Origin of the sequence: Azoarcus sp. DD4 (assembly GCF_006496635.1) — a bacterium.
Lineage (GTDB): Bacteria > Pseudomonadota > Gammaproteobacteria > Burkholderiales > Rhodocyclaceae > Azoarcus.
On sequence record NZ_CP022958.1, the window covers coordinates 3,380,563 to 3,405,615 of the forward strand.

The following is a 25,053-nucleotide window of genomic DNA, read 5'->3' on the forward strand; positions in this document are numbered from 1 at the left end:
CTTTGACTGGCTACTTTGGTCGAGGATGAGGCAGGTGCATATATGCTGTAGCGGATAACCGCCAAGCAGAAGGCAATCCCATGAATCGAAAGCGCAACTGACTTTACCAATATTTGAGGTGATTGCCCTTTTCAGAAGCCCAGTCCAGTCAGTGCGTCATGAGTAAACCAACTATCTGGGCTATCCCAACCGACAAGATGCCTGTCGAGAGCATTCGCCCCTTTTTTACTCTTCCTATTGAGCGCCGACTTGAGGGCCGACTCGTTGAGCCTCATATGAAGCATCTTAAGCCGCCAAAGCTCGTTGTCTGCCCTATGGAACTCAATGTCTGAATCCATCCAAACCCAAGCCATCTTGTCTGCGCACGCAAGGAACACTTGCCACGAGCAGAATGCGACAAGGGCATCAGGGGCTGTTAGGAAACTCTTCCACCAATACCTGGCCTGACTTGCGCGATTGCTCATCTCCTGAGTGCGCATGCGTAACGCGTCCCAGCTACCTACGCAAAGGCCCTCGCGCCATTTGGCCTGAAACAAAGGATCGGGGGGAAGGAACCCTCGAAGCGTAATCGCCCGTTTCCTCCGGAAGGGTTCGGTGGCCACTTCATCGGCAGCGATGGCTGCTTCGAGCCAGGGCGCCCCTCCTTGGCTGACAGCTGCAAGCGCCAAATCGAGATACGACTCGTCGGATGCGTTTTGAGAAAGACTGTAGAACTGCTCTCTCAATTCCAGCACTTCTGCATTTTCAGGGACTCTGAACAGTATCAGCAGCAGTTCGTCGAGTTCCCCAGCACCCACGAACTGAATGCGAAGGTGCCGTCTGAGGACATGCCATAGCTGAGCCCCCCGAATTGCGTCGGTCTCGAGTAGGACCTCACACAGCGCTAGAAACAGGCCTCCGGCGAGGTTAAGCCGGGAGACGAGAGCTTGTGTCGGTTCGCCAAGGCCTTCAAGCCATCTTGATACCACTTCCGGACAACGGCCCACAAGCATTCGTGCAGCCTCGATCCTCACAACGCGGGTTGCCATGACAGCACCCGCAGACTTTGCATTTCGGAGATAAGTTTCACCGGTTTCCCTGACCGCCTGGTGATGTGCCCATCTCGCATCGGGATCGACGTACTTGAATCCGCCGTCCTCATTCGGGGCCTGCGGGTTAGGCTCGACCGAGACGGAGTTCCTTGTGCCAATGGACTTCACCGATATGCGTGCCACCATGGGAAACGATGAAAAACCATCCCACTGGAGTGTCCTATCAATAGCCTGTACGGCCAGAGTCAGGTCTTCGGGACTCCCTCCACGCTTCACTGCTTCATCGAGCAGGCACCACGGTGTAACCATATCTGAAATATCTGCCAGGGGGCGTTCCTCTGAAGCCGCGAATACCGCTTTGCATCCGAAGTCCTGTAGATACTCATTTGCAGACGGCAGCGCCTTCCATCCAGCACCGACAAGTGCTTGGCCAAATTGCTTGGGGTTGCAGGCCGTGAGGGCCATGAAAGCGAGCGTCTTAAGATCCTCGTCTGAGTTCAGTGCGTGTTGCACGAGTTGATCGAATATCTCGTGATCCAGCGGCCTAGGGTTGGTGATCACATAGCTACAAAGCACCTCCAGCGCCCGAGTGTTCTCAAGGCCCCAGCGGTGGACGAAATCCTTGACGGTATTGAGTTCGGGCGGACGTAACTCCTCGGCCAACGTTATCGAAATAAAAGCATCCTGTTCCGTCACCAATGTATCCAGTTGAACATCAACGGGTGCATTCAGCAACTCCCCTTCAAGAAGAGAGAGAAGTACGATCCGTTCGTCCTTGTTAGGACTCGCGGGACGTCGGAGTCTCATATCGCGGATAGCCGCGACATCAACAGGTCGAACTAGCAAAGCGAAGCGCGGCAACGTCATAGCAGCCCAATGGCGTCGCTCGTCATCGCGGCCGTGGAATGTTCCGAACCATCGTGCAACGACACCTTCGACAGCCGGGGGAGACACGCGAGACGCCGTAGGCAGAAAGGAGTCAAGGGTGTGGTCCTCAGCGGAATAGTTCCTGCTGCTGTTCATCGCTTCAAGATTAAGCGACAGACCCCACTCGATAACGCCTTGTTCAAGACTTACGGGGAAGGTCAATGAAGGATCCGGCAAAAATGCTTGGGCACGCTGAAGCTTGCCGAATGCTGAACTCTCCGTATCCAACCACACCAAGTCGACATGTCTGTGTTCAAGCGCAAAGAAGCTGCGCGCGGGGTCGGTGAGATAATCCCTGCTGTATCTGAAGTCCTCCCGAGCTAAGCTTTGCCTGCTGGCTTCGCGTTCCAGTTGCTCGTCTCCTGTCAGCCACAGGAGCAGGCTGCAAACCTGCTGTAGGACATCGGGATGGATGCCTGACTCTCGCTCCCATCCTGTGGCAACAGCGGATAGGCGGGTAAGCTCTGCCTGAAGACCTGCGCGATCGACTGGATTCAGCATCACAAGCCACTTTAGGCCAGACCAGACCCGTCCTGTATGCCCTACAGCACTAGCAACCGTCGCTGCAAGGAATACATTTAGCGCCGGTGTCAGTGGCTTGCCGAGCAGCAACTGCGGCACATATTCACCTAAGTTGTCATGCTCCTGTTCGTGCAAACGCATTGGCACCCCGAGCACGCTATATACTCCAGGCGCAGCGGTGCCAATCTTCTCCGTCAGCAGTTGAACCTGATGCTTGGCGCTCTGGTCGTTGGTGGCTACCTTCTCAGTTGCGGGGCAAGTGGTGTGTGCTACCCAATCAACGATCCGGTTTGCAATGGCCTCCCAGGCAGACCCATTCACGGCAGGAATCTGATGCAGCGCAACCAACGCCCAGTGACGTGCCGAGGCAGTCGCCCTACTGCGAGACTCCTCAACTACTTGCAGGAGCGGCTCGACAAGCGCGGGAGCCAATTGCACGGCATGTTGACGCTGCTCGTCACCTGCGTTTTGACTTTGCAACAACGCAGATAGGACGAGCTGTGGGACGACTGAGGCATGTGGCCATTTCTTCTCGACAAGAACGGACAGCGCGGCGGTAAGTATTTTGGCCGCCTGCGATGTTGCCCTTACCGCGTCGAGATATTCGTCAAGTACTTGAGCCGCTTTTTCTGCACTTGTCTGTTCCGCGAAATCGAGTGCTCCAAGCACCGCAACGCCTAACGCAAGATATACGGTTGTCTCAGTAGGTAATCCCCCCGGCAAATAGGGGCGCTCAGAAGTAGAATTTTCTCGGATCGAGGGAGTTCTACAAGATGAAGACATCGAGGTTTTCAGACAGCCAGATCATCGCTGTGCTCAAGCAGGCGGAGGCTGGCAAGCCGGTTCCGGAGCTGTGCCGGGAGCACGGCATCAGCTCGGCGACGTTCTACAAGTGGCGGGCCAGGTTTGGTGGCATGGATGCGTCGCTGATGGCGCGGCTCAAGGAGCTCGAAGTGGAGAACGCTCGGCTCAAGAAGATGTATGCAGAAGAACGGCTCAAGGCGGAGATCGTGAAGGAGGCCCTCGAAAAAAAGTGGTGAAGCCATCTCGCCGGCGTGAGATGGCTTACCAGGCCGTGCAGCAGCGCGGCGCGAGCATACGCGTGGCGTGTGCGGCATTCGGGATCAGCGAAACCTGCTACCACTACCAGGCAAAGTGCTCGGCCGAGAATGCCGAGATCGCCGATCACTTGATCCGCCTGACCCACAACCAGCGCAACTGGGGCTTTGGCCTGTGCTTCTTGTACCTGCGAAACGTGAAGGGCTACCGCTGGAATGTAAGCGTCCGTTCTGTACCGTCTTCCCCTGCTGACTGAGGTCGCCCAAAGTGGTGCCCACCAAAGAAGTGGTGGGGACCAAAGTGGCTACGAACGGCAGAGTCCGGGTGACCCGTAAGGGATGTCCGAATCATCCGGTTGATTTCAAGCGGCGGCTCGCGGGCCTGGCGTGTGAGCCGGGCATCTCGGTGGCCAAACTCGCGCTGGAGCACGGCGTCAATGCCAATCTGCTGTTCAAATGGCGTCGCCACTACCGGGCTGGCAAGTTTGGCACGCCGCTGCACGAACACGCTGTGACCGAACTGCCCCTGCTGTTGCCGGTACTCACCACCGCCCCGGCGCTACCGCAGGAGGCAACATCCGGCGCCAGCGGCCTGACGACGGAGATCGAGATCGTCCTGAACGGCGCCACGGTGCGCGTGCGCGGCGCGGTCCGCCGTAGCACGCTGGCGATGGTGCTCGACTGTCTGGCCGCGCGGGCATGATCGGACTGCCGGCCGGCACCCGGATCTGGCTGGTGGCCGGCGTCACCGACATGCGCCGCGGCATGGACGGCTTGGCCGCGCTGGTGCAAGGCGCGCTGGGTGAGAATCCGTTCTCGGGGCACGTGTTCATCTTCCGAGGCCAGCGTGGCCACCTGGTGAAGCTCTTGTGGTGGAGCGGCGACGGGGTGTGCCTGTTCGCCAAGCGGCTCGAACACGGCCGCTTCGTGTGGCCGCAGGCCACCGAAGGCGCAGTCCATCTCACCGCGGCGCAATTGTCGATGCTGCTCGAAGGCATCGACTGGCGTCGCCCCCGGCGAAGCTGGCAACCCGAATGCGCGGCATAGGAGGGGCGCCAAGAGGGCTGTTCACACGGGGCGGACTCGCGTAGACTCGCGTCATGAACTCGACCTCGCCCCTGCCCGATGATGCCACGCTGCTCAAGGCGATGGTCGCGGCGCAGCAGGCCGAGATCGAGCGCCTGAACTTCATCATCGCGAAGCTGCGCCGGGCGCAGTTCGGCCGCCGCTCGGAGCAGCTCGACGAGACCATCGGCCAGCTGGAACTCTCGCTCGAAGAGCTCGAGGCGGTGCGCGCCGAGCGCGCCGTCGCCGTTTCCCCGATTACCCCCGACACCGAATCCGAACGCGCCGCGCGCGAGCCGCTGCCGGCGCGCCTGCCGCGCGAGCAGCTCGAGCATGCGCCGCAGGCGACCTGCTGCCCGGACTGCGGCGGCGTGTTGAAGCGGCTCGGCGAGGACGTGAGCGAAATGCTCGAGTACGTGCCTGACTACTTCCGGGTGGTTCGCCACGTTCGACCCAAGCTTGCCTGCGCTCACTGCGACGCGATCGTCCAGGCGCCGGCACCGAGCCGCCCGATTGCCCGCGGCCGGGCCGGGGCGGGACTGCTCGCCCATGTCCTCACCGCCAAGTACTGCGACCACCTGCCGCTCTACCGCCAGAGCGACATCTACGCCCGGGCGGGCGTCACGCTCGAACGCTCGACGCTCGCCGACTGGGTTGGCCAGTGCAGCGCGCTGCTACGCCCGCTGGTCGAAGCGCTCAACCGTTACGTGCTCGCGGCCGCCAAGGTCCACGCCGACGACACCCCGGTGCCGGTGCTCGCCCCCGGCGAGGGCAAGACCCGCAACGGGCGGCTATGGACCTACGTGCGCGACGATCGCCCGGCCGGTGATCGAGCGGCACCCGCCGTGTGGTTCGCCTACTCGCCGAACCGGCGGGGCGAACATCCCCAGGCGCACCTGAAAGCGTTCCGCGGCATCCTGCAAGCCGACGCCTTCGCAGGCTACGGGCCGCTGTATGCCCACGGAGACATCGCCGAGGCCGCGTGCTGGGCGCATGCCCGTCGCAAGTTCTACGAGCTCGCCAAGGCGCATGCCTCGCCGATCGCCACCGAGGCGCTCACGCGCATCGGCGCGCTCTACGAGGTCGAGGCCGCCATCCGCGGCCAGCCGCCCGACGTGCGACGCGAGGTGCGCCAGGCGCGCACCGCACCGCTACTCGCGTCACTCAAGGAGTGGCTCGAGGAGACGCTGACCAAGATCTCGAAGCGCTCGGCGCTCGCCGAGGCGATCCGCTATGCGCTCACGCGCTGGCCGGCGCTTACCCGCTACGCCGACGACGGGCGCATCGAGATCGACAACAATGCCGCCGAACGGGCCTTGCGTACCGTGGCGATCGGCCGCAAGAACTACCTCTTTGCCGGCTCGGACGCCGGGGGCAAGCGCGCGGCTACGATCTACAGCCTGATCGGCACGGCCAAGCTCAACGACCTGGATCCGGAGGCCTACCTGCGCCACGTGCTCGCGCGCATCGCCGAGCACCCGGTCAACCGCATCGAGGAATTGCTGCCATGGAACGTCGAACTCGCCCCGGTCGAAGCAAACCGGGAAGCCGCATAGCACCGGTCCCGGCGGACGATCCGCTGGCCGGCCTCCCCAACGTCACCACACTGATCGAGACCGAAGGGCAAATCACCCTCGGGCAGTTGTACCCCGTCGGCTGCGTCGCCATCGCCAACGACGACCACAACTGCCTGGCCATGCTCCAGCGCCGCGACGGCGAAACCCTCTACGAACTCCTGACCCGGCTCGATGCCGCCATCGTCCGCGCATTGCGCGACGGCGAGGTCACCGACGAGATCAACGCATCGGACTGAGCGCTGCGCAAGACGGTTGGCACCGGACGCTTACGCTGGAATCACAAGCGGGTGTATCGGATCTATCGCGAGCTCGAGCTCAATCTGCGCATCAAGCCGCGAAAGCGGATCGTGCGCGAGAAACCCGAACCGCTGGCGGTACCCAAGGCGATCAATCAGTGCTGGTCGATGGACTTCATGCACGATCAGCTGGCCGATGGGCGCAGTTTCCGACTGCTCAACATCATCGATGACTTCAACCGCGAAGCGCTCGCCATGGACATCGATCTGTCCTTGCCCGCCGAGCGGGTCGTGCGCGCGCTCGAACAGGTGATCGAATGGCGAGGCAAGCCAACGGCGATCCGCAGCGACAACGGACCGGAATATGTCGGCAAGACGCTGACCGAGTGGGCACAGAAGAACGGTGTTCAGCTCAATCACATCCAGCCCGGAAAGCCGCAGCAAAATGCCTACGTCGAGCGCTTTAACCGCACCGTACGCTACGACTGGCTCGGTCACTACCTGTTCGAGTCGATCGATGAGGTCCAGGATTACGCCACCCGCTGGCTCTGGCTCTACAATCACGAGCGCCCCAACATGGCCTTGGGCGGTATCACCCCAAAGCAGCGGCTGGCCATCGCCGCATAGCTCTACTTCTGGCTGCCCCTGAAAATGGGGGGATTACCAGTAGGCCTCAAGCGCCCGGAACGCCCAGGTATCGGTTCAAGCCAAGTGCCGCTAACGATTTCGTACAGCCGTCGAGCTGTCTCATCAGCCGAGCCAGAAGGGTCTCTGACCATCTCCCCCAGTTCCTTGGTCGAGTACCCCTTCTCATCAACCCCAAGCATTTTTCCTGCAACGATGTCCTGCAGATATCGATTTGCAAGACTTTGAAGCCATTCTTCCCAGTCGCTCTCACTGAGAGAGGCTTTTGCCTTCAGGCCTAACTCATCTCGCGCATGCGCCCACAGGAGGCGCCCGGGTGTTGGCTCACCGTACAAGGCAGCATCGCTGCTCTGATGGATAGCTAGCTTAAACAGACGGGGAATACGCGCAAGCTCGATCACTGCAGCAGAAAGCCGACCCCGATCGACGCCATGGAGGCTAAGCAGAGCATCGAATTCACCCCCTTTAGATAGGTCGTACGGCCCGATCTCAAACCGTTTAACGGAGTAAGACAGACGGCGCAGATCGTGAAGGCGTTCTCGCAGGAAATGCGTCTGCGCTGTAACCACTACTCGCACACGCCCCTTAAAGGCGTCACCCTCTAGAAGTTGAAGGAAGCGCTCCCACTCAAAGGAAGGCTCTTGGTTGACCCCGTCCACCAACAAGAGAAACGCAGGCCCTTCGATGACAGGCCTCTGAAGCAGACGCTCCACTCGTGCCCGCCAGTAAGTTCTCTCAGTGCCGGGGGTTAAATCACGAAGCGCATCGCCGATAAATTCCGTAGCGCTTGCGTATGTGATACCTCTCATCTCCTTGAAGGCCGACGAGGGCAGCATGAGAAAGATTGGAAGTGTTTCCAACCTACTTTGCGCCCATTGCACAACGGCCCAAGTCTTACCCATACCTTCGGCGCCGTGTACGACGGCTGTGCTGTTTGGATCCGATAGCCACCAAGACTCCAACCCGCTCGAAATGGACTGTCGGTGGACGACCGGAACTACTCCGCCAGCAACGTTCTGACCGAACACACTCCTAGACTCTGCTGCGTTGCTCCATAGTTTCTTGAATCGTTCATTGGCACTATCGACGAGTCTCTGGTATCCAATGGCCCAAGGCGATAGTTCGCGCACAAGGCGCTCTACTAAAGGCTTCGCAGGCTCAGCCATTGCCTCTGCAACTGTCCTTGCAGTTTCGCCATAATGTTTTTCGATAATTTCAGGTGCCCAAGCACACAGCGCGGCGAGAGTCGGCAGTTCAGCGCTGTCCTGTCGCCAGTCAATCACGATGACGGGGACACCCGTGGTTTGCGCCTTGGCCTGCAGGCTGTCTTCTGTCTGTTGAGGAACGCCCCGAGTAGAGAAGAGAATCCAAGCCTCAAGGGCGCCGTCTCGTCTAAGCGCGTCATCTATCTCGCCCTGCAAGTTTCGGTCGTCGAGAGGTGAGTCATCAGCGTAGCGCTTACACTCAAGGCGAAGGTGTCGCCCAGAACGGCCAACCGTTCCCGCGTCTGAGCCATGCTGGAAACCGGACTTTGCAACGGTTAGGCGGACACCGACGAGCTTGCTGACTAGGTCGGCGGCAAGCCGCTCTAGCGTTTTCGGATCACCCTTTTGAAGCTCTCCCTTAAGCGCATTCAGATACATTTCCGTCATGTCCGCCTCCTTTTCGGAAAGCATATCGCGCTAGCTCATCCACAAGGCACTTTGCTTTGCGCCGCTTATGTATCTGGCCCCCGCTAAGCGCAGGCAGGGATATGTCTTCGACGCTCTGCTGTGCCTCGTCGTGCTTCAACATGGTTCCGAGCATTTCCTGCTTTGCCCGCATGGCAAGGGCTCCGTCGTTTCCCGGAAAACTTGTCGCTGGTCAGCTGTCAACGTACCCACGAGCCAACACCCGCTTCGGCTACCAAGGGATGGTGATTTCTGGTGCAGCAGACAGCAGCCACTGGAAGCTGTGGCTCAGTGGATGACGGGGCTCGTCTGGAAGCTACCGCTCAGGGCAAGTCAGTGCTGAAAGGCGCGTTGCTGAAACATTGCTGCCGCTTGCGCGGGAACACCTGAACGACAGCTTTGGCCGATCTCCTGCCGTAAGCGCCTTCCTCTCATATATTGATTACAACAACAGACTCAGCCCCTCAGGCCAAAGAAAATACGGCCCGAACCGCGGACTCATCTTGAACTCCCCACCGGCCTCTTTCCCCTTTGCCGTCAGGTAGTGCTTTCCATCCCGCGTTTCCAGTAGCCCCGCCGCAACCAGCTTTTCCAGAAACTCCCCGGTCTTCATCCCGGATTTCTGCGCCAGCTTGGACGTGGTCAGCTTGCCGCTGCGGTCACCAGTCTCGCTTTTGTCGCCGCTGTCCTCGGATTCCCCCTTACCCTCGTCCTCGCCCTTGGCATCCGCACTCACCCGCTCCAGCGTGATCCTTACCTCATCGCTGATGCGGATGATCCGCTGCGCTTCGTCATAGGTTTCGCGGTAAAGCTCGCCGTCTTCCTCGCGCCGGATCAGCACGCCCATTTCGTTGTTGTTGATCTGGCTGAATTCGTAGAGGTTGAGGCTGGTGATGATGGCCAGTTCTTCGTTCATGTAGCACTTGGCGTGCAGGTTCTTGCAGAAGCTGGTGCGGATGTAGGTGAGTTCCTTCAGCCAGTTGATCTCCTCCGGCTGGAGTTCGCTCTTGCCATAGACGATGCGGACGTCGATCTTCAGCCGGTTCTTGTCGGCCAGCAGCTCCTTCATCCGGTCGTTGAGCTTGAGGAAGGGGCTGATGAGGATCAGGCGATCCTTGGCGTTCTTGATCAGTTCTTCCAGGAAGTAGTTGGTCGCGCTGGTATTCAGGAATTTGGCCATGACGTTTTCTGTGCTTGCGGTTCGGCGGATCGGGGGCGCTTGCCGGCACGGTGCCGTGACTGGCGGGTGGCGTTCCCGTTCGACATGATCGAACGGCATATTACATTTGGCAACACGGAATGCCGGCGTGATGTGCTTCACGGCCGGAGTGCAGGCAGGCGGGGCCGTGCTCCCGGCCGGGCCGTGCTTGCCGGGCGGCAGTGATGCGCGCAGACCGCCGGTGCGAGCGGGAAAACCCGCCGCCGGCACGCATGCAAAGGCGATAGCGCCCCTTCCCTTATTCGGCTTTCTTGGGGCAGTCATGCATTTATCGCATAACTCGCCACGAAATCGCAGCTGCGTCCATAGCATTGATGCGCCTTCCCCATCACAGGACACATCATGCTCTGCAAAGCCGAACGCATCGAACACGACCTTCTCGGCGACCGCGCCGTGCCGGCCGACGCTTATTACGGGGTGCATACCCTGCGCGCGGTCGAAAACTTTCCCATTACTGGCACGCCGATCTCGATCTACCCCGACCTGGTCGCCGCGCTGGCCGCGATCAAGCAGGCGGCGGCGCTGACCAACCGCGAGCTCGGCCTGCTCGATGCCGAGCGCGCCGGGGCCATCATCGGCGCCTGCGAGGAAGTCCGCGCCGGTGCGCTGCACGAACACTTCGTGGTCGATGTCATCCAGGGCGGCGCCGGCACCTCGACCAACATGAACGCCAACGAGGTGATCGCCAACCGCGCGCTCGAACTGCTCGGCAGCACCCGCGGCGACTACGCCCGGCTGCATCCCAACGAGCATGTGAACATGAGCCAGAGCACCAACGACGTGTATCCGACTGCGCTCAAGCTCGCCGGCTACCGCGGCATCCTCGGCCTGATCGAGGCGATGGAGGTGCTGCGCGCGGCTTTCGACGCCAAGGCCACCGAGTTTGCCGACGTGCTGAAGATGGGCCGCACCCAGCTGCAGGACGCGGTGCCGATGACCGTCGGCCAGGAATTCTCGACCTACGTGGTGATGCTGGAAGAGGACATCGCCCGGCTGAAGGAGGCGGTGCTGCTGATCCGCGAGATCAACCTCGGCGCCACCGCCATCGGCACCGGCATCAACGCCCACCCCGACTACGCCGGGCTGGTGTGCCGGCATCTGGCCGGGATCACCGGCATTCCGCTGCTGACCTCGCCCAATCTGGTGGAGGCCACTCAGGACTGCGGCGCCTTCGTGCAGGTTTCCGGGGTGTTGAAGCGGGTGGCGATCAAGCTGTCCAAGGTGTGCAACGACCTGCGCCTGCTCTCTTCCGGGCCGCGCGCCGGGCTGGGCGAGATCAATCTGCCGGCGATGCAGGCGGGCTCGTCCATCATGCCGGGCAAGGTGAACCCGGTGATTCCGGAGGTGATGAACCAGATCGCCTTCGAGGTGATCGGCAACGACCTCACCGTGAGTTTTGCCGCCGAAGCGGGCCAGCTGCAGCTCAACGCCTTCGAACCCATCATCGCCCACAGCCTGTTCAAGAGCGTCACCCACCTGCGCGCCGGCTGCCTGACGCTCGCCGAACGCTGCGTCGCCGGCATCACGGTGAACCGCGAGGCGCTGCGCCACAGCGTGGAAAACTCCATCGGCCTGGTGACCGCGCTCAACCCCTACATCGGCTACGCCAACGCCACCGAGATCGCCCGCGAGGCGCTCGCCAGCGGCGGCAGCGTGTATGGCCTGGTGCTGGACAAGGGGCTGCTGAGCCGGGAACAGCTCGACGAGATCCTGCAGCCCGAGGTGCTGACGCGGCCGCGGGCGTTTGTGGGGCTGGCCGTGGCGCGCTGAGCGCGGCAGGCCCAAACAAGAAGGGATAGAGGAGACACCATGAAACTCAACAAACTCACTACCTGGATCTTCATCGCGCTGGTGCTCGGCATCGTCGTCGGCTACCTGTGCAATACGCTGGCGCCGGATGCCGGGGCGGCCAAGGAGATTGCCGGCTACTTCACCGCGCTTACCGACATCTTCCTGCGCCTGGTGAAGATGATCATCGCGCCGCTGGTGTTCGCCACCCTGGTGGCCGGCATTGCCAGCCTGGGCGACAGCAAGGCGGTGGGGCGCATCACGCTGAAGGCGATGGGCTGGTTCGTCACCGCCTCCTTCGTGTCGCTCGCGCTCGGCCTGTTCTGGGCCAACGTGCTGCAGCCCGGCCACAGCATGCAGCTGGCGCTGCCGGATGCGGGCGCCGCCACCCACCTGAAGACCGCCTCGCTCAACTTCAAGGACTTCATCGTCAACGTCTTCCCCAAGAGCATCTTCGAGGCGATGTCGGGCAATGCGGTGCTGCAGATCGTGGTGTTCTCGCTGTTCTTCGGCTTTGCCCTGAGTTCGCTGAAGGACGCCACCGGCAAGGCGATGATCTGCACCATCGACGAGCTGGTGCACGTGATGATCAAGATCACCGACTACGTGATGCTGTTCGCGCCGATCGGCGTGTTCGCGGCGGTGGCGGCGGCGATCACGGTGCAGGGGCTGGGCGTGCTGTCCACCTACGCGGCGCTGATCGGCAGCTTCTACCTCGGCCTCGCCTCCTTGTGGCTGGTGCTGGTCGGGGTGGGCTACGTGGTGCTGAAGAAACGGGTGTTCACCCTGCTCGGGCTGGTAAAGGAACCGACACTGATCGCCTTCTCCACCGCCAGCAGCGAGGCCGCCTACCCGAAAACCATGGAGCAGCTGGAGAAGTTCGGCGTCAAGGACGAGGTCACCGGCTTCGTGCTGCCGATGGGCTACGCCTTCAACCTCGACGGCTCGATGATCTACCAGGCCTTCGCGATCATGTTCATCGCCCAGGTGTATGGCATCGAGATGTCCTTCTTCACCCAGCTGACCATGCTGCTGGTGCTGATGGTGAGCAGCAAGGGCATGGCCGGCGTGTCGCGCGCCTCGCTGGTGGTGGTGGCCGCCACGCTGCCGATGTTCGGTCTGCCGGAAGCCGGCCTGCTGCTGATCATGGGCATCGACGTCTTCCTCGACATGGGCCGTACCGCCACCAACGTGATCGGCAACAGCCTGGCGACGGCGGCGATTGCGAAGTGGGAAGGCAAGCTGGGACCGACGGTGGTGGATGCGGACGATGCGGAGACGGAACACGCCGCGGGCGACGTCATCGCGCTGCCGGAAGCGCTGGTTGCGAAGGTGCCGGTTGCCGAGGGGGCGCGCGGTTGATTTCACGAATCTGCCCCTGACCCCATCCCCACCCTGACCCGGGAGCCGTTGCCGGACGGCACCGTCGTCCGGCCGGCGATTGGCGATGAGTCCGGGCGCCGGGGGGGCTCCTTCCCCTTCAAGGGGAAGGCTGGGATGGGGATGGGGTCATCTGCATCTCCGTAACCCCATCCCCACCCTAACCCTCCCCTTGAAGGGGAGGGGAAAAAACCACCCTGACCCGGGAGTCTTCGCTTCGCTCCGCCGCTCCGGCGGCGCAGAGCAAGGCTCTGCGAAACCCCGCCTACGCCCCTTGAAGGCGAGCGAGCAAAAACGGAATACCCCATGCAACACCCCATACACCCCTGCCGACTCGGCATCGTCGGTGGCCTCGGCATGCTCGGCGCCGCGGATCTGTTCTACAAGCTCGCCAAGGCGATGCCGGCTGCGCGCGGGCAGGATCAGGCCGAGCTGCTGTTCGAGCAGCGGCCCTTCCGCGACGACGACCGCCCCGGCGACAGCGATGCCACCCACGGCGGCCGCAAGCTCTACGTGTTCGACACCATCCGCCGCTTCGAGGCGCGCGGGGTGGATGCGGTGCTGCTGCCCTGCTTCATCAGCCACACCTTTCTCGACGAGCTGCGCGTCGAGGTCCGCCTCCCCATCCTCAGCATCATGGATGCGCTGCAGGCGCACCTTGCCGCCCACTACCCCGGCACCCGCCGGCTGGGCGTGCTGACCTCCGACCATGTCCGCGCCAGCGCGCTGTTCGAACGCCATTTCCCGGCGACGTCCCTGCTCTACCCCCGACCGGACGTCCAGCGCGAAGGCGTGATGACGGCGATCTATGGCGCGGACGGGATCAAGGCCGGGCAGCTGCAGGGCGTTGCGGTGGAGCGCCTGGCGCGCGCCTGCCGCGACCTGCTGGACCAGGGCGCCGAGCTGATCCTGCCCGGCTTCAGCGAGGTGCCGCTGGTGATGGACGCGCTGCTTGCACGCGGCATCCCCGTCCTCGACGTCAACCGCATCTATGCCGAGCATGCGGTGGCGCGGCCTGCCCGGCCGCAGCCACGGCCCTTCAAGATCGGCGTGGTCGGCGGCGTCGGCCCGGCGGCGACGGTGGATTTCATGGACAAGATCGTGCGCAACACCCCGGCCGGGCGAGACCAGGAACATCTTAAGATCGTCGTCGAGCAGAACCCGCAGATCCCCGACCGCACTGCCAACCTGCTCGGCCACGGCGCCGACCCCACCATCGCGCTCTACGCCACCTGCAAGAAGCTGGAGGCGGCCGAGGCCGACGTCATCGCCATCCCCTGCAACACCGCGCACGCCTTCGTCGGCCGCATCCAGCCGCAGCTCGCCATTCCGGTGGTGCACATGCTGGTGGAAACCGTCGCCCACATCCGCCGTGCACATCCGCAGCGCCGCCGCGTCGGCCTGCTGGCGACCAGCGGTACGGTGGCGAGCGGCGTCTATCACGACATCGCCGCCGAGGCCGGGCTGGAGCTGATCGTGCCGGACGAGGCCGATCAGGCGCGGGTGATGGAGGCCATCTACGGGCCGCAAGGCGTCAAGGCCGGCCACACCAGCGGGCGCTGCGTGGACGATCTGATGCTCGCCTTGGTGGCGCTGGTGCTGCGCGGCGCCGAGGTGGTCATCCTCGGCTGCACCGAGCTGCCGCTGCTGCTGGCGCAGGACGAGGACTTCCCGGTGGCCGGGCGCCGCATCGCGCTGCTCGACCCCACCGAAATCCTTGCGCAGAAATGCGTGCAGCTCGCCGCTCAGGCCGCGGGCGCGGCCCCAGTGCAGGGCGCCGTCGCCTTGTAGAACTCGATGAAGGCGCGCACCTTGGCCGGCACATGGCGGCCGGGCGGGTGCACCGCGTAGATGCCGCCGCGCGGCAGCCGCCACTCCGGCAGCAGACGGACGAGTTCGCCGCGCGCGATGCTGGCCTCGGCGCTCAACTGGTCGAGCACCGACACCCCGGCGCCGTGGCGCAGCAGCGCACGCAGCGTGCCGGCGGAATCGGTGCGCAGCGGCGCGTTCATCCGCAGCGTGCGGGTTTCGCCGTCGTCGCGGGTGAAGGTCCAGGTGAGCGGCGTCGGCAGCAGCATCAAGGCCACCCAGGTGTGGTCGGCGAGGTCCTCCGGCGTCTGCGGTGCGGGGTGGCGCTCCAGGTAGGCGGGGGACGTGACCAGGTATTGGTCGAAATCGCCGAGCTTGCTCGCCCGCAGCGAGGAATCGCGCAGCCAGCCCATGCGCAGGCCGAGATCCAGCCCTTCCTTGACGAGGTCGACCACCCGGTCGCTGGTGCGCAGCTCGATCTGCAGCCGCGGATGGCGGGCGGCGAAAGCGGCAACCACGCCGGCGAGCGACTGCGTGGCGTGATCCACCGAGGCAGTCAGCCGCAACGTGCCGCCCAGCTCGGCGCCCTCGCCCTCCGCCACCTCGGCGAGCACCGTCTGCGCCTCGCGCAGCAGCGGCACGCAGCGCGCCTGCAAGGCCTCGCCGGCCTCGGTGAGCGTCACCCGGCGGGTGGTGCGGCTGAACAGCGTGGTGCCGAGTTCGCTCTCCAGCCGGCCGATGGCGAGGCTGACCCGCGCCTTGGTGGTGCCCAGGCGATCCGCCGCGGCGGTGAAGCCGCCGGCCTCCGCCACCGCGGCGAAGGTCAGCAGGGAATTGAGGTCGATCTTGTCCAGGCTGGACATGGCATGCACCGGCGATTTGACGAGCACGGATTGTCCGCCGAAACCACCGGCTGCGCCCACTGCCGGACACGTCGTCTATGCTGCAATGACACGGCGATTCAATCGGGATTGCCGGCCGCGCTCGCGGAGGTGACGCATGGCTGCCAGCGAAACCCTGTTATTCACGCCGATCCGCATCGGCGGGCTGGAACTGCCGGGGCGGCTGTTCAAGACGGCGACGGCGGAAACGCGCGCCTCGGCCGACGGCTTCGTCACCGACGAACTGGTCGCCTTCTACCGCCTGCTGGCGATGGGCGGCACGCCGCTCATCATCACCGGCAACATCTACGTCAGCCGCCAGGGCAAATCGGCGCCGCGCCAGGTGGGTGCCGACCACGACGACAAGATCGCCGGTCTGGCGCGGATCACCGAGGCAGTGCACGCCCATGGCGGGCGCATCTTCGCCCAGCTCAATCATTGTGGACGCCAGGTGGTGCCAGACTTCGTCGGCGCGACGGAGGTCGTCTCGGCCTCGGCGGTCAAGGACCTGCTCACCGGCACCCGGCCGCGGGCGATGCGTGCCGACGAGATCGCCGCCATCGTCGACCAGTTTGGCGAGGCCGCGCGGCGCTGCCGCGACGCCGGCTTCGACGGCGTGCAGATGCACTCGGCCAACGGCTACCTGATGAGCCAGTTCCTCACCCCCTACACCAACCGGCGCGACGACGACTACGGCGGCACGCCCGAGCGGCGCACGCGTTTCGCGCGCGAGGTGCTGGGCGCGATCCGCAGCCGGGTGGGCGCGGACTTCCCGGTCATCATCAAGATGAACGGCGCCGACGCCCTGCCGCTGCGCGACGGTCTGGCGCCGGCCGAACTGGCCGAAGCGGCACGCATCATGGAGACGGCCGGGGTGGATGCGGTGGAAATCTCGGTCGGCCACTACGAATCCGGCTTCCCGATGGTGCGCGGCACTTTCGACCTGTGCCTGCGCAACATGATGGCGGGCAGCATGGCCCACCTGCCGCCCGTGCGCCGCACGCTGCTGCGGGTGTTCCGCCCGCTGGTCGCGTTCGCCAGCAATCTGCTGTGGAAGGGGCGCGAGGGCTTCAACCTCGACTACACGCCGGATTTCAAGGCGCGGCTGACGATACCGGTGATCAGCGTCGGCGGCTTTCGCACTCGGGCGACGATGGAAGCCGCAATCGCCCGCGGACTGTGCGACGCGGTGTCGGCCGGCCGGCCCTTCCTCGCCGATCCCTTCTTCTACCAGCACATCCGCGACGGCACGCCGGGGCCGCACTGCGTGGACTGCAATGCCTGCGTCGGCCACCTGGGCGCCCAGCCAGCGGATTGCTACCACCCGCGGGTGCGGGCGGAGAAGGATGCGATGCTGGCGGAGCTGGGTTTGGGCTGACGTCCGGCGGCAGCCCGTCAATCCAGATCCCAGCCCGGCTCGCCGCCAAATCGCTCGATCAGGAAGTCGAGCATGGTACGCAGCGACGCCGGTGCATGCCGGCGCGACAGGTAGACGCCCCAGATCGAGAGTTCCGGCGGACTCCAGTCGGGAAGCAGGCGGACCAGCTGGCCGGCCCGGATCAGCGGACCGACCAGGTAAGTCGGCTGCAGCGCAATGCCTGCGCCCGCCAGCGTGGCCTGGGTGAGGACGGTGGCTTCATTGGCGCTCAGGTTTCCGCCCACCGCGACGCTGACCCGCTCGTCGCCGCGCAGGAATCGCCACTCGCCCTTGCCGAAGTTGGAGTAGGTGAGGCAATTGTGGCGCGCGAGATCGCCCGGCGTTTCCGGCCGCCCGCGACGCGCCAGGTAGGCGGGCGACGCGCACACCACCGACCGGCACGGTGCGATCCGCCGTGCGACCAGGCCAGGATCGAGTTCGCCGGAGATACGCACCGCCAGATCGACCCGGTCTTCGATCAGATTGACGCTGCGATCCACCATCAGCATGTCGACCGAGACGGCGGGGTAACGCGCCAGGTAGTCGGTCACCGCCGTCGCCAGATGGGCAATGCCGAAGGACATGCTGGCAGTCATCCGCAGCATGCCCTGCGGCGCCTGCCCCGGCTGGCCGGATTGGTCGCGCATCTCCTGCGACAGCTCGAGCATCCTGCGGCACTGCGCAAGACAGACGCTGCCGGCGTCGGTAAGCGAAAGCCGCCGGGTCGAGCGCTGCAGCAGCCGCGCGCCCATCCACGATTCCAGCTCGCCGACATAGCGCGTCACCATCACCCGGCTCATCTCCAGATGTTCGGCGGCTGCGGTAAAGCTGCCGCGCTGGGCGACCTCGCTGAAAACCTGCATCGCGGTCAATCTATCCACTTGAACACTCTGCGCAACAAAGATGCTCATATTTGAGCATTTATCCGTTCGTATCCACTACCTATAGTTCGCAGCACCCAACCCACCGAGGAAGAGACCATGAACACGCTGCGCACCATCACCCTGGGCACCCTGCTGGCGCTGGCCACCATCGGCGGCGCCGTCGCCGACGAATCGCCGCTTCAGCTGAAGGTCTACAACGCCGACGGCAACAGCTTCCACGTCAATTCGGTGCTGGTCACCGGCAAGGCCGAAGCCATCCTCGTCGATGCGCAATTCACCCGCGCCGACGCGCACCGGCTGGTGGCCGACATCCTGGCCAGCGGCAAGGCGCTGAAGGCGGTCTACGTCAGCCACGGCGACCCCGATTACTACTTCGGCCTGGAGGTGATCAAGGCCGAGTTTCCCGACGTGAAGGTGTACGCGAGCGAACCGACGATTGCCTGGATCCGGAACACGGTCGACAAGAAGCTGGCGTTCTGGGGGCCGAAGCTGGGTTCCAACGCGCCGCGCACGCCCGTCATTCCCGAACCGCTGCCCAGGGAAGGGCTGACGCTGGAAGGACAGAAGCTCGACGTGCTGGGGCTGGACAGCGAGTTGCCGAACCGCAGCTTCGTCTGGATTCCGTCGATCAAGGCGGTGGTCGGCGGCGTCAATGTGTTCTCCGGCCTGCACCTGTGGACGGCAGACACCCAGACCAAGGCCCAGCGTGCCGCCTGGGGCAAGGCGCTGGACCGCATCGAAGCCCTGCAGCCGGCCACGGTGATTCCCGGCCACGCCGCGCCGCAGGCAAAGTCCGGCATCGAGGCGGTGCATTACAGCCGTACCTACCTGCAGCGCTTCGAAAGCGAGCTGGACCGGGCACCGGATTCGGCGGCGGTGATCGAGGCAATGAAGCGCCAGTACCCCGACGCCGGCCTCGACATCGCCCTGAACATCGGCGCCAAGGTCAACAAGGGCGAAATGAAGTGGTAATCCGGCTCCATCGAACCCGTCGCACTTGAACGAAGGCGGATGACATCCCGGCGCAATCCGGGATGCATCCGCCTTCATCCAGCGACCGGTCGTCAGTTCATGACACGCCGGACCGGCGCGCGGGCCGTGCCCTGATGCGCAGCTTGCGCGCACCGAACAGAACGAATCGCCGCTGCTTTTTCAGCTCGACCAGAAGATCCTGCTGTTTGCCATCCCGGGCAACAAGCTGCTTGATCTCCAGGACGACCGAGTAGGTCTTCCTGTGCCCTTCCTGATGGCGGCCGAGCTGGCGCTTGAGCTGCTCCATCATGTCGCTGCGGACATCGATGGGGAGCTGATCGACATGTTCACGAAGCAGGTGCTGTTTGATCCTGATGTAGGACACATTGATCAGATGCTGCGTTTCCCGCTTCTTGATGTCGTGGAATTTCGTTCTTTCACTGTCGTCGTGCGATATCGGTTCGACGAAACTGGAGGGATATGCAGCCTCCTTCAATTTCATTTCGTCCGTCAGCCGTAGATAGAGATCGGTATCCTCCCCGCCCCAGCCGCGGAATGCCTCGTCATATCCGCCGACCTGCTCGAACGGAATTCTCGGGCAAATGACGGTGCCGAATGTCTCGTTATTCCGCACGCCCCCATCCGGCGCCGCCCGATAAAAGCAGCCGGCGGCAAGATGGCTATTCATCCAGTCGAGCCAGCCCGGATTGATTCGTATATCGGCGTCGATAAAACAGATCCAGGGCGTCGTCGAATTCCTGGCGCCGATGTTCCTGGCACGCGGCAGACAGAATCCCGGATCATCCCCGACGCGTACGACCTTTACATCTGGATAATTGGCCTCGACCCAATCGCCCGTGTTGTCAGGGCATCCGTAATCCACCACAATGATTTCCGCCGGTGCCTGCTCGACTATCGCAGGTATCGTTTGTCGCAGGTGATGCAGGCGGCCCTTGCAGGTAATCACGAATGCGATCTGATGCATGACATCTTCCGGGTTATTTATGCGAATTCTGGTAACTGGCGGAGCCGGATTCATTGGCTCCCATTTGTGTCGGCGCCTTCTGGCAGACGGGCACGAGGTGCTTTCGGCAGACAATTATTTTACGGGAAGCCGCAAGAACATTCATGACCTGCTGGCCAATCCGAACTTTGAAGCACTACGCCACGACATCACATTTCCGCTCCATGTCGAGGTCGATCAAATCTATAACTTCGCCTGCCCGGCATCTCCGGTTCATTATCAGTACGACCCGGTGCAAACCACCAAGACCAGCGTCCACGGCGCCATCAATATGCTGGGACTGGCCAAGAGGACGGGCGCGCGCATTCTGCAGGCATCCACCTCCGAGGTATACGGCGACCCGGAAATTCATCCGCAAACGGAAGATTACTGGGGCCGGGTCAATCCGATCGGTCCGCGCAGCTGCTATGACGAAGGCAAGCGCTGCGCCGAGACGCTGTTTTTCGATTACTACCGTCAGCACAAGCTCGACATCAAGGTGGTCCGGATCTTCAATACCTACGGCCCCGGCATGCAATTGCACGATGGCCGTGTCATCAGCAATTTCATTGTCCAGGCTTTGCATGGCGAGGACATTACCCTCTACGGCGACGGCAGCCAGACGCGCTCCTTCTGCTACGTGAGCGATCTGGTCGACGGCGTGGTCCGGATGATGCAAAGCGGGCCGGGCTTCACCGGGCCGGTGAATCTCGGCAACCCGTCGGAATACACCATCGCCCAGCTCGCCGAAACCATCATCCGGCTGTGCGGTTCCAGGTCGAAACTCGCCTTCAAGCCGCTGCCGGAAGACGATCCGCGTCAGCGCCAGCCCGACATCGGCCTGGCACGGAAGAACCTCGAGTGGTGGCCGAGCATTCCGCTGGAGGATGGTCTGCGGGAAACAATCGCCTACTTCAGGCGCCTGCTGGATACGCCCCCGAACACCGCGAAAGGCGCCAACCGGTAGCGCGAAGCCGCCCGCCTGCGCCTCGACGGCAGCCTGTCTCGACAGACTCCCCGGCGACGGCGGCTCCACGCGCGACCGTATCCGGTGGCTCACCGGCGGCAATCCCGGCTGACGAGCCAACGGGTCCGGGCGCATCGGGATTCCGTCGCCATCGCATGTCGCCTCCCCAGCGGACGGGAAGCGCCCTCTATGCGTTTCTGCATAACGCCGCGATATGACATCATGGCCACCTCGGCCACGGAACTCACTCGATGAAACAGGCGCCCCGCTCGTTTACCCATGCATTGGTGCTGAACGCGACCGGCCTGGTCATCGTGCTGGTAGCTGCCTTCCTGGTCGCCATGGTCTGGCAGGGCGTCAGCAGCACCAGGGAGGCGGAAGAGCGGGATGTCGCCCGCGCGCTCGAACGGGCGGTCGAGCGGCTGCAGATCCTGATCCGTGCCGCCGAGATGACGGCCGACTCGGCCGCGCGCGCAGCCGGCAACCCGACCGTGACCGGGGCGACCCTGCAGGCGGTGCTGGAGAAATCGCTGGCTGCGTTCGAACAGCGGCCGGAGCTGAGCTACCTCGGCATCGCGCTGGCCGAGCACGGCGAGTACGGCAACCTCGAAAGAACCGCCGACGGCCGGATCCTGCTGTGGCTTCACCCCGGCGCCCGGCCCACCGATCCGGTGACGCGCAACCATCTCCTGACCGATACCGGGTTCAAACCCCACGAGCAGCGCGACCCGGACGGCTACGATCCGCGCGTGCGTCCGTTCTACCGCGCAGCGCTGGACGCGCCGGTCGAGGGGCGCTGGCTGCCGGCCTACCAGTGGATCGTCCACGGCGGCGGCAGCACCCCGCTGTGGGGATTCAGCTATGTGAGGCCGCTACGCGACCACGCCGGCCAGTTGATCGGCGTACTGGACGCCGATCTCGACATCCCGGCGCTCAACCGCTTCCTGGCAGCCATCGCCGCCGAATACGCGGTGGAACTCCAGGTCGTCGAACTTGGCGGAACGCCGAGCCTGATCGGCGCCCGGCAGGTCGGCAGCGCGCCGCTGCCCGTGCCGGACGAACTGGGCACGCTGATCGGAGGCGGCGTGGATGGCTTCGTGGGTCGCGTGCAATGGCAGGATGAAGACCGCTGGGCGGCCACCCGCCAACTGACCTTGCCGGGCGGCCCCACCTGGCTGATCGTCGCATCGCGCCCCGCGACGCTCATCGACGCGCCGCTGCGCAAGCAGTTGTACCAGGTGGCCGGCATGGGACTGGCGATGCTGCTCGGCCTCGTGCTGATCTCGGTCCGCATGGCCCGCCGCTTCGGCCGGCCGCTGGCCGAACTGGAGCGCAGCGTCGCCCGTATCGAGCAACTGGACAGCCGCGCTCCGCTGGTCATTCCGCCCCTCTCCGATGGCTTCCGCGAAACCCGGCGGCTGGGCGAGGCGCTGGGCCGCATGGCCACGGCCTTGCGGCAACGCGAGGAACAGCTCGCCATCCAGAACGTGCAACTGCTCGAAGCCAAAGAGCAGCAGCTGGCCTCGCTGGCGCTGAAGGGCGCCGTTTTCGATTCCACCGACACCGCCATCCTCAGCCTGGACCACGATCTTGCGGTGATCGAATGGAATGCGGCGGCCGAGCGCCTGTTCGCCCTGCGGCGGGACGAGACCGGCCGCGCCGTCGCCGAAAAGCTGTGCGCGCCCGACGGCCCCGCCGACTGGAGCGCGATCCTCGCCCGCACCGAGCCGGGCATCTTCCAGCTGACCGGAGCCCAGGGCGTGTTCGAGGCGGAACTGCGGGTCATCGCCCTGCATCGGGACGGACGCCCGATCCACACGCTGTTCATCAACGATGTCTCTGCGCGCCGGAACGCCGAGCGGCGGCTGCGGCATCTGGCCACCCACGACGCGCTCACCGACCTGCCCAACCGCCACCTGTTGCAGGAGCGCCTCGAACAGGCCATCGCGTGCTCGGACCGGAGCGGCCGGTCGCTCGCCTTGCTGCTGCTCGACCTCGATCGTTTCAAGATCATCAACGATGCGTATGGACACCCCTTCGGGGACGAGGTGCTCAAGGTGATCGGCGCCCGGCTCGTCTCACTCCTGCGCCCTAACGACACCGTGGCACGCCACGGCGGCGACCAGTTCCTGATCCTCCTGACCGATCTGCACGACAGCACCGACGCCGACCTCAGCGCGTGCCAGATCATCGAGCGCCTCCGCCAGCCCATCACGCTGGAAGGCCGCGAGATCCACCTGTCCGGCAGCATCGGCCTGAGCGTGTTCCCCCAGGACTGCGACACCGCCGATGCCCTGATCATCAATGCGGACCTGGCGATGTACCGCGCCAAGAGCCTAGGGCGCAACACCTTCCAGGGCTTCACGCAGGAACTGAGCCGGGACACGCAGCGCCGCGTCAGCCTGGAAACCTGCCTGCGCGGCGCGGCGGCGGCCGGCCAGCTGCAACTGCTCTATCAACCCAAGGTCAGCCTGCAGAGCGGAGCGATCGTCGGCTGCGAGGCCTTGTTGCGCTGGCATCATCCCGAACTCGGCATGGTGCCGCCCAGCCATTTCATCCCTGTCGCGGAAGATTCGGGCTTGATCATCCCGATCAGCGACTGGGTGTTGCGCACCGCCTGCCTGCAGGCCAAGGCCTGGTCGGATGCGGGCCTGCCGCCGACCACCGTCGCGGTGAACATTTCGGCACGCCAGCTGCTGCAACAGGATCTCGCCGCCTGGACGGCGGACATGCTGCGTGAAACCGGGCTCGCCCCGGAACTGCTGGAACTGGAGCTGACCGAAAGCCTGATCGCCCAGGACGTCGAGAAGATGATCGCCACCTTCGGGCGGCTCAAGGCGGCCGGCGTGAAGCTGTCGATCGACGACTTCGGCACCGGCTACTCCAGCCTCGCCTACCTGAAGCATTTCCGCGTGGATGCGCTGAAGATCGACCAGTCCTTCGTGCGCAACATGCTCACCCAGACCGAGGATGCGACCATCGTGCGTGCGGTCATCGCGCTCGCCCACAACCTCAAGTTCAAGGTGATCGCCGAGGGCGTCGAAACGGCCGAGCAATGCGGCCTGCTGCGCGAACACCGCTGCGACGAGATCCAGGGCTATTACTTCAGCAAACCCGTCTCCGCAGAAGCCTTTGCAGCGCTGCTCCGGCGCGACCTGCGGCTGACTCTGGACAGCGTGCTTTAAGACCTCGCCCGCTCAAACCTCGGCTCGTGGCCGCTGTCAGCTGCGAAGCGCTGGCTACTTGAACAGATCGTCCAGCGGATTCGCCTTCGGCGCCGCCTTGGCCGCCACCCGCTTGCCGGCGAATTCTTCCTCGATGTTGTCGCGGTAATAGCTCCACGCCGAGCCGGAACCCGACAGCCTGCGCCAGACTTCCTCGCCGACTGCGGCGTATTCGATTGCACTGCCGTCGTCCAGCTCCACCCGCAGCAGGCGCTGGCGCGCGTCGTAGCCGATGGCGCGCAGCTTGCCGGAACTGATGCGTTTCATCTCCATCGTCTCGTCTCCTTCCGCATTCACGCTGTCGATCTCCCGCCCATTGTGCCGGCAACGCGTTCGCCGGCGCATCCCCGCCACGCAATGGCGGATACCGGACGGTGTAAGGATACGAATCGAACGCCGACTACAGGAACAGCAGCCGGTGTTGCCGGCTGTCCGATCCGATCCACGCACCCTCACCCGGGAGATACATCATGAGCAAATCGCTTACCGCCGCTTCCCTCGCCCTGGCCTTCGGCGCCGCCGTGTCCATCGCCGCCGCCCCTGCGCTTGCCCAGGACACGATGGCCGACAAGGAAAAATGCTACGGCGTCGCCCTCAAGGGCAAGAACGACTGCAAGGCCGGTGCCGGCACCAGCTGCGCCGGTACGTCGAAGGTCGACCATCAGGGCAACGCCTGGTCGCTGGTCCCGAAAGGCAGCTGCGAGAAGATGGCCTCGTCCACCTCGCCGACCGGCCATGGGCAGCTGATGGAATTCAAGGCAAAGAAGATGTGATCTGC

At 63.9% G+C, this 25,053-nt stretch carries 19 protein-coding genes and 2 pseudogenes; 14 read left to right on the forward strand and 7 right to left on the reverse strand.

Annotated elements, in window-relative coordinates; genetic code table 11:
- Positions 1 to 131 precede the first annotated feature (131 nt).
- A complete protein-coding gene (locus tag CJ010_RS15595) occupies positions 132 to 3,149 on the reverse strand; it encodes a hypothetical protein (protein WP_141018892.1) in 3,018 nt (1,005 codons plus the stop codon).
- A gap of 104 nt (positions 3,150 to 3,253) precedes the next feature.
- Between CJ010_RS15595 and CJ010_RS15600 the strand changes: the two are divergent.
- The 6 genes and pseudogenes from CJ010_RS15600 to CJ010_RS15625 all read left to right on the forward strand — a co-directional run.
- Positions 3,254 to 3,756 (forward strand): annotated as a pseudogene (locus CJ010_RS15600) (transposase); the annotation flags it as partial.
- A 107-nt stretch (positions 3,757 to 3,863) separates the two neighbouring features.
- Positions 3,864 to 4,241 (forward strand): transposase, encoded by a 378-nt coding sequence (locus CJ010_RS15605; protein ID WP_205754796.1) that lies wholly within the window; start codon positions 3,864 to 3,866, stop codon positions 4,239 to 4,241.
- On the forward strand, positions 4,238 to 4,585 hold the full coding sequence (gene tnpB, locus CJ010_RS15610; RefSeq protein WP_141018893.1) for an IS66 family insertion sequence element accessory protein TnpB: 348 nt from the start codon (positions 4,238 to 4,240) through the stop codon (positions 4,583 to 4,585). The genes CJ010_RS15605 and tnpB overlap by 4 nt, the downstream gene beginning before the upstream one ends.
- A 53-nt stretch (positions 4,586 to 4,638) precedes the next feature.
- Positions 4,639 to 6,159 carry an IS66 family transposase gene (locus tag CJ010_RS15615; protein WP_141018894.1) on the forward strand — a complete coding sequence of 507 codons (1,521 nt, stop codon included), beginning with the start codon at positions 4,639 to 4,641 and terminating at the stop codon, positions 6,157 to 6,159.
- Positions 6,111 to 6,416, forward strand: coding sequence for a hypothetical protein (locus CJ010_RS15620; RefSeq protein WP_141018895.1), 306 nt, complete (start codon positions 6,111 to 6,113; stop codon positions 6,414 to 6,416). Before CJ010_RS15615 ends, CJ010_RS15620 begins: the two co-directional genes overlap by 49 nt.
- A 3-nt stretch (positions 6,417 to 6,419) precedes the next feature.
- Positions 6,420 to 7,043 (forward strand): annotated as a pseudogene (locus tag CJ010_RS15625) (IS3 family transposase); the annotation flags it as partial.
- A 2-nt stretch (positions 7,044 to 7,045) separates the two neighbouring features.
- Here CJ010_RS15625 and CJ010_RS15630 read toward each other — a convergent pair.
- A complete protein-coding gene (locus CJ010_RS15630; protein ID WP_141018896.1) occupies positions 7,046 to 8,713 on the reverse strand; it encodes a hypothetical protein in 1,668 nt (555 codons plus the stop codon).
- A 460-nt stretch (positions 8,714 to 9,173) separates the two neighbouring features.
- Complete coding sequence (locus CJ010_RS25475) at positions 9,174 to 10,322, reverse strand: phospholipase D family protein (RefSeq protein ID WP_240794379.1); 1,149 nt, start codon at positions 10,320 to 10,322, stop codon at positions 9,174 to 9,176.
- Between CJ010_RS25475 and aspA the strand changes: the two genes are divergently transcribed.
- The 3 genes from aspA to CJ010_RS15650 all read left to right on the forward strand — a co-directional run bounded on the left by aspA (position 10,293) and on the right by CJ010_RS15650 (position 14,909).
- The gene (aspA, locus tag CJ010_RS15640) at positions 10,293 to 11,720 is read left to right on the forward strand and encodes an aspartate ammonia-lyase (protein WP_141018897.1); all 1,428 of its coding nucleotides are present in this window, start codon (positions 10,293 to 10,295) and stop codon (positions 11,718 to 11,720) included. The genes CJ010_RS25475 and aspA overlap by 30 nt on opposite strands.
- A gap of 39 nt (positions 11,721 to 11,759) precedes the next feature.
- Positions 11,760 to 13,100 (forward strand): dicarboxylate/amino acid:cation symporter, encoded by a 1,341-nt coding sequence (locus CJ010_RS15645; protein WP_141018898.1) that lies wholly within the window; start codon positions 11,760 to 11,762, stop codon positions 13,098 to 13,100.
- Positions 13,101 to 13,424: 324 nt separating this feature from the next.
- Positions 13,425 to 14,909, forward strand: a complete 1,485-nt coding sequence (locus CJ010_RS15650) for an aspartate/glutamate racemase family protein (protein WP_141018899.1) — start codon at positions 13,425 to 13,427, stop codon at positions 14,907 to 14,909.
- Here CJ010_RS15650 and CJ010_RS15655 read toward each other — a convergent pair.
- Positions 14,864 to 15,817 (reverse strand): LysR family transcriptional regulator, encoded by a 954-nt coding sequence (locus CJ010_RS15655; RefSeq protein WP_240794380.1) that lies wholly within the window; start codon positions 15,815 to 15,817, stop codon positions 14,864 to 14,866. The two genes, CJ010_RS15650 and CJ010_RS15655, sit on opposite strands and share 46 nt — an antisense overlap.
- Positions 15,818 to 15,926: 109 nt before the next feature.
- Here CJ010_RS15655 and CJ010_RS15660 point away from each other — a divergent pair, with 109 nt between their 5' ends.
- Positions 15,927 to 17,186: an NADH:flavin oxidoreductase gene (locus tag CJ010_RS15660; protein ID WP_141018900.1), complete on the forward strand. Its 1,260-nt coding sequence runs from the start codon at positions 15,927 to 15,929 to the stop codon at positions 17,184 to 17,186.
- A 17-nt stretch (positions 17,187 to 17,203) separates the two neighbouring features.
- Here CJ010_RS15660 and CJ010_RS15665 read toward each other — a convergent pair whose 3' ends face one another.
- Entirely contained in the window at positions 17,204 to 18,106 is a 903-nt protein-coding gene (locus CJ010_RS15665) for a LysR family transcriptional regulator (protein WP_141018901.1), read from the reverse strand.
- Between the two features lie 99 nt (positions 18,107 to 18,205).
- On the opposite strand from CJ010_RS15665, the gene CJ010_RS15670 reads away from it, so the two are divergent.
- Positions 18,206 to 19,081, forward strand: coding sequence for an MBL fold metallo-hydrolase (locus CJ010_RS15670; protein WP_141018902.1), 876 nt, complete (start codon positions 18,206 to 18,208; stop codon positions 19,079 to 19,081).
- Positions 19,082 to 19,178: 97 nt separating this feature from the next.
- Here CJ010_RS15670 and CJ010_RS15675 read toward each other — a convergent pair whose 3' ends face one another.
- Positions 19,179 to 20,066, reverse strand: coding sequence for a glycosyltransferase family 2 protein (locus CJ010_RS15675; protein WP_168224972.1), 888 nt, complete (start codon positions 20,064 to 20,066; stop codon positions 19,179 to 19,181).
- Between the two features lie 19 nt (positions 20,067 to 20,085).
- Between CJ010_RS15675 and CJ010_RS15680 the strand changes: the two genes are divergently transcribed.
- A complete protein-coding gene (locus CJ010_RS15680) occupies positions 20,086 to 21,051 on the forward strand; it encodes a UDP-glucuronic acid decarboxylase family protein (RefSeq protein WP_141018904.1) in 966 nt (321 codons plus the stop codon).
- Between the two features lie 251 nt (positions 21,052 to 21,302).
- Positions 21,303 to 24,236, forward strand: a complete 2,934-nt coding sequence (locus CJ010_RS15685) for an EAL domain-containing protein (protein ID WP_141018905.1) — start codon at positions 21,303 to 21,305, stop codon at positions 24,234 to 24,236.
- Between the two features lie 54 nt (positions 24,237 to 24,290).
- Here CJ010_RS15685 and CJ010_RS15690 read toward each other — a convergent pair whose 3' ends face one another.
- Positions 24,291 to 24,548, reverse strand: coding sequence for a KTSC domain-containing protein (locus CJ010_RS15690; protein WP_141018906.1), 258 nt, complete (start codon positions 24,546 to 24,548; stop codon positions 24,291 to 24,293).
- A gap of 197 nt (positions 24,549 to 24,745) precedes the next feature.
- On the opposite strand from CJ010_RS15690, the gene CJ010_RS15695 reads away from it, so the two are divergent.
- Positions 24,746 to 25,048, forward strand: a complete 303-nt coding sequence (locus CJ010_RS15695; RefSeq protein WP_141018907.1) for a DUF2282 domain-containing protein — start codon at positions 24,746 to 24,748, stop codon at positions 25,046 to 25,048.
- The last annotated feature ends 5 nt before the right edge of the window (positions 25,049 to 25,053 follow it).

Excerpts from the sequence above, each read along its gene's own strand:
- tnpB (WP_141018893.1), top strand. The coding sequence starts at position 4,238 with ATGATCGGACTGCCGGCCGGCACCCGGATCTGGCTGGTGGCCGGCGTC.
- CJ010_RS15615 (WP_141018894.1), top strand. The coding sequence starts at position 4,639 with ATGAACTCGACCTCGCCCCTGCCCGATGATGCCACGCTGCTCAAGGCG.
- CJ010_RS15620 (WP_141018895.1), top strand. The coding sequence starts at position 6,111 with ATGGAACGTCGAACTCGCCCCGGTCGAAGCAAACCGGGAAGCCGCATA.
- CJ010_RS15630 (WP_141018896.1), bottom strand. The coding sequence starts at position 8,713 with ATGACGGAAATGTATCTGAATGCGCTTAAGGGAGAGCTTCAAAAGGGT.
- aspA (WP_141018897.1), top strand. The coding sequence starts at position 10,293 with ATGCTCTGCAAAGCCGAACGCATCGAACACGACCTTCTCGGCGACCGC.
- CJ010_RS15645 (WP_141018898.1), top strand. The coding sequence starts at position 11,760 with ATGAAACTCAACAAACTCACTACCTGGATCTTCATCGCGCTGGTGCTC.
- CJ010_RS15650 (WP_141018899.1), top strand. The coding sequence starts at position 13,425 with ATGCAACACCCCATACACCCCTGCCGACTCGGCATCGTCGGTGGCCTC.
- CJ010_RS15660 (WP_141018900.1), top strand. The coding sequence starts at position 15,927 with ATGGCTGCCAGCGAAACCCTGTTATTCACGCCGATCCGCATCGGCGGG.
- CJ010_RS15670 (WP_141018902.1), top strand. The coding sequence starts at position 18,206 with ATGAACACGCTGCGCACCATCACCCTGGGCACCCTGCTGGCGCTGGCC.
- CJ010_RS15675 (WP_168224972.1), bottom strand. The coding sequence starts at position 20,066 with ATGCATCAGATCGCATTCGTGATTACCTGCAAGGGCCGCCTGCATCAC.
- CJ010_RS15680 (WP_141018904.1), top strand. The coding sequence starts at position 20,086 with ATGCGAATTCTGGTAACTGGCGGAGCCGGATTCATTGGCTCCCATTTG.
- CJ010_RS15685 (WP_141018905.1), top strand. The coding sequence starts at position 21,303 with ATGAAACAGGCGCCCCGCTCGTTTACCCATGCATTGGTGCTGAACGCG.
- CJ010_RS15690 (WP_141018906.1), bottom strand. The coding sequence starts at position 24,548 with ATGGAGATGAAACGCATCAGTTCCGGCAAGCTGCGCGCCATCGGCTAC.
- CJ010_RS15695 (WP_141018907.1), top strand. The coding sequence starts at position 24,746 with ATGAGCAAATCGCTTACCGCCGCTTCCCTCGCCCTGGCCTTCGGCGCC.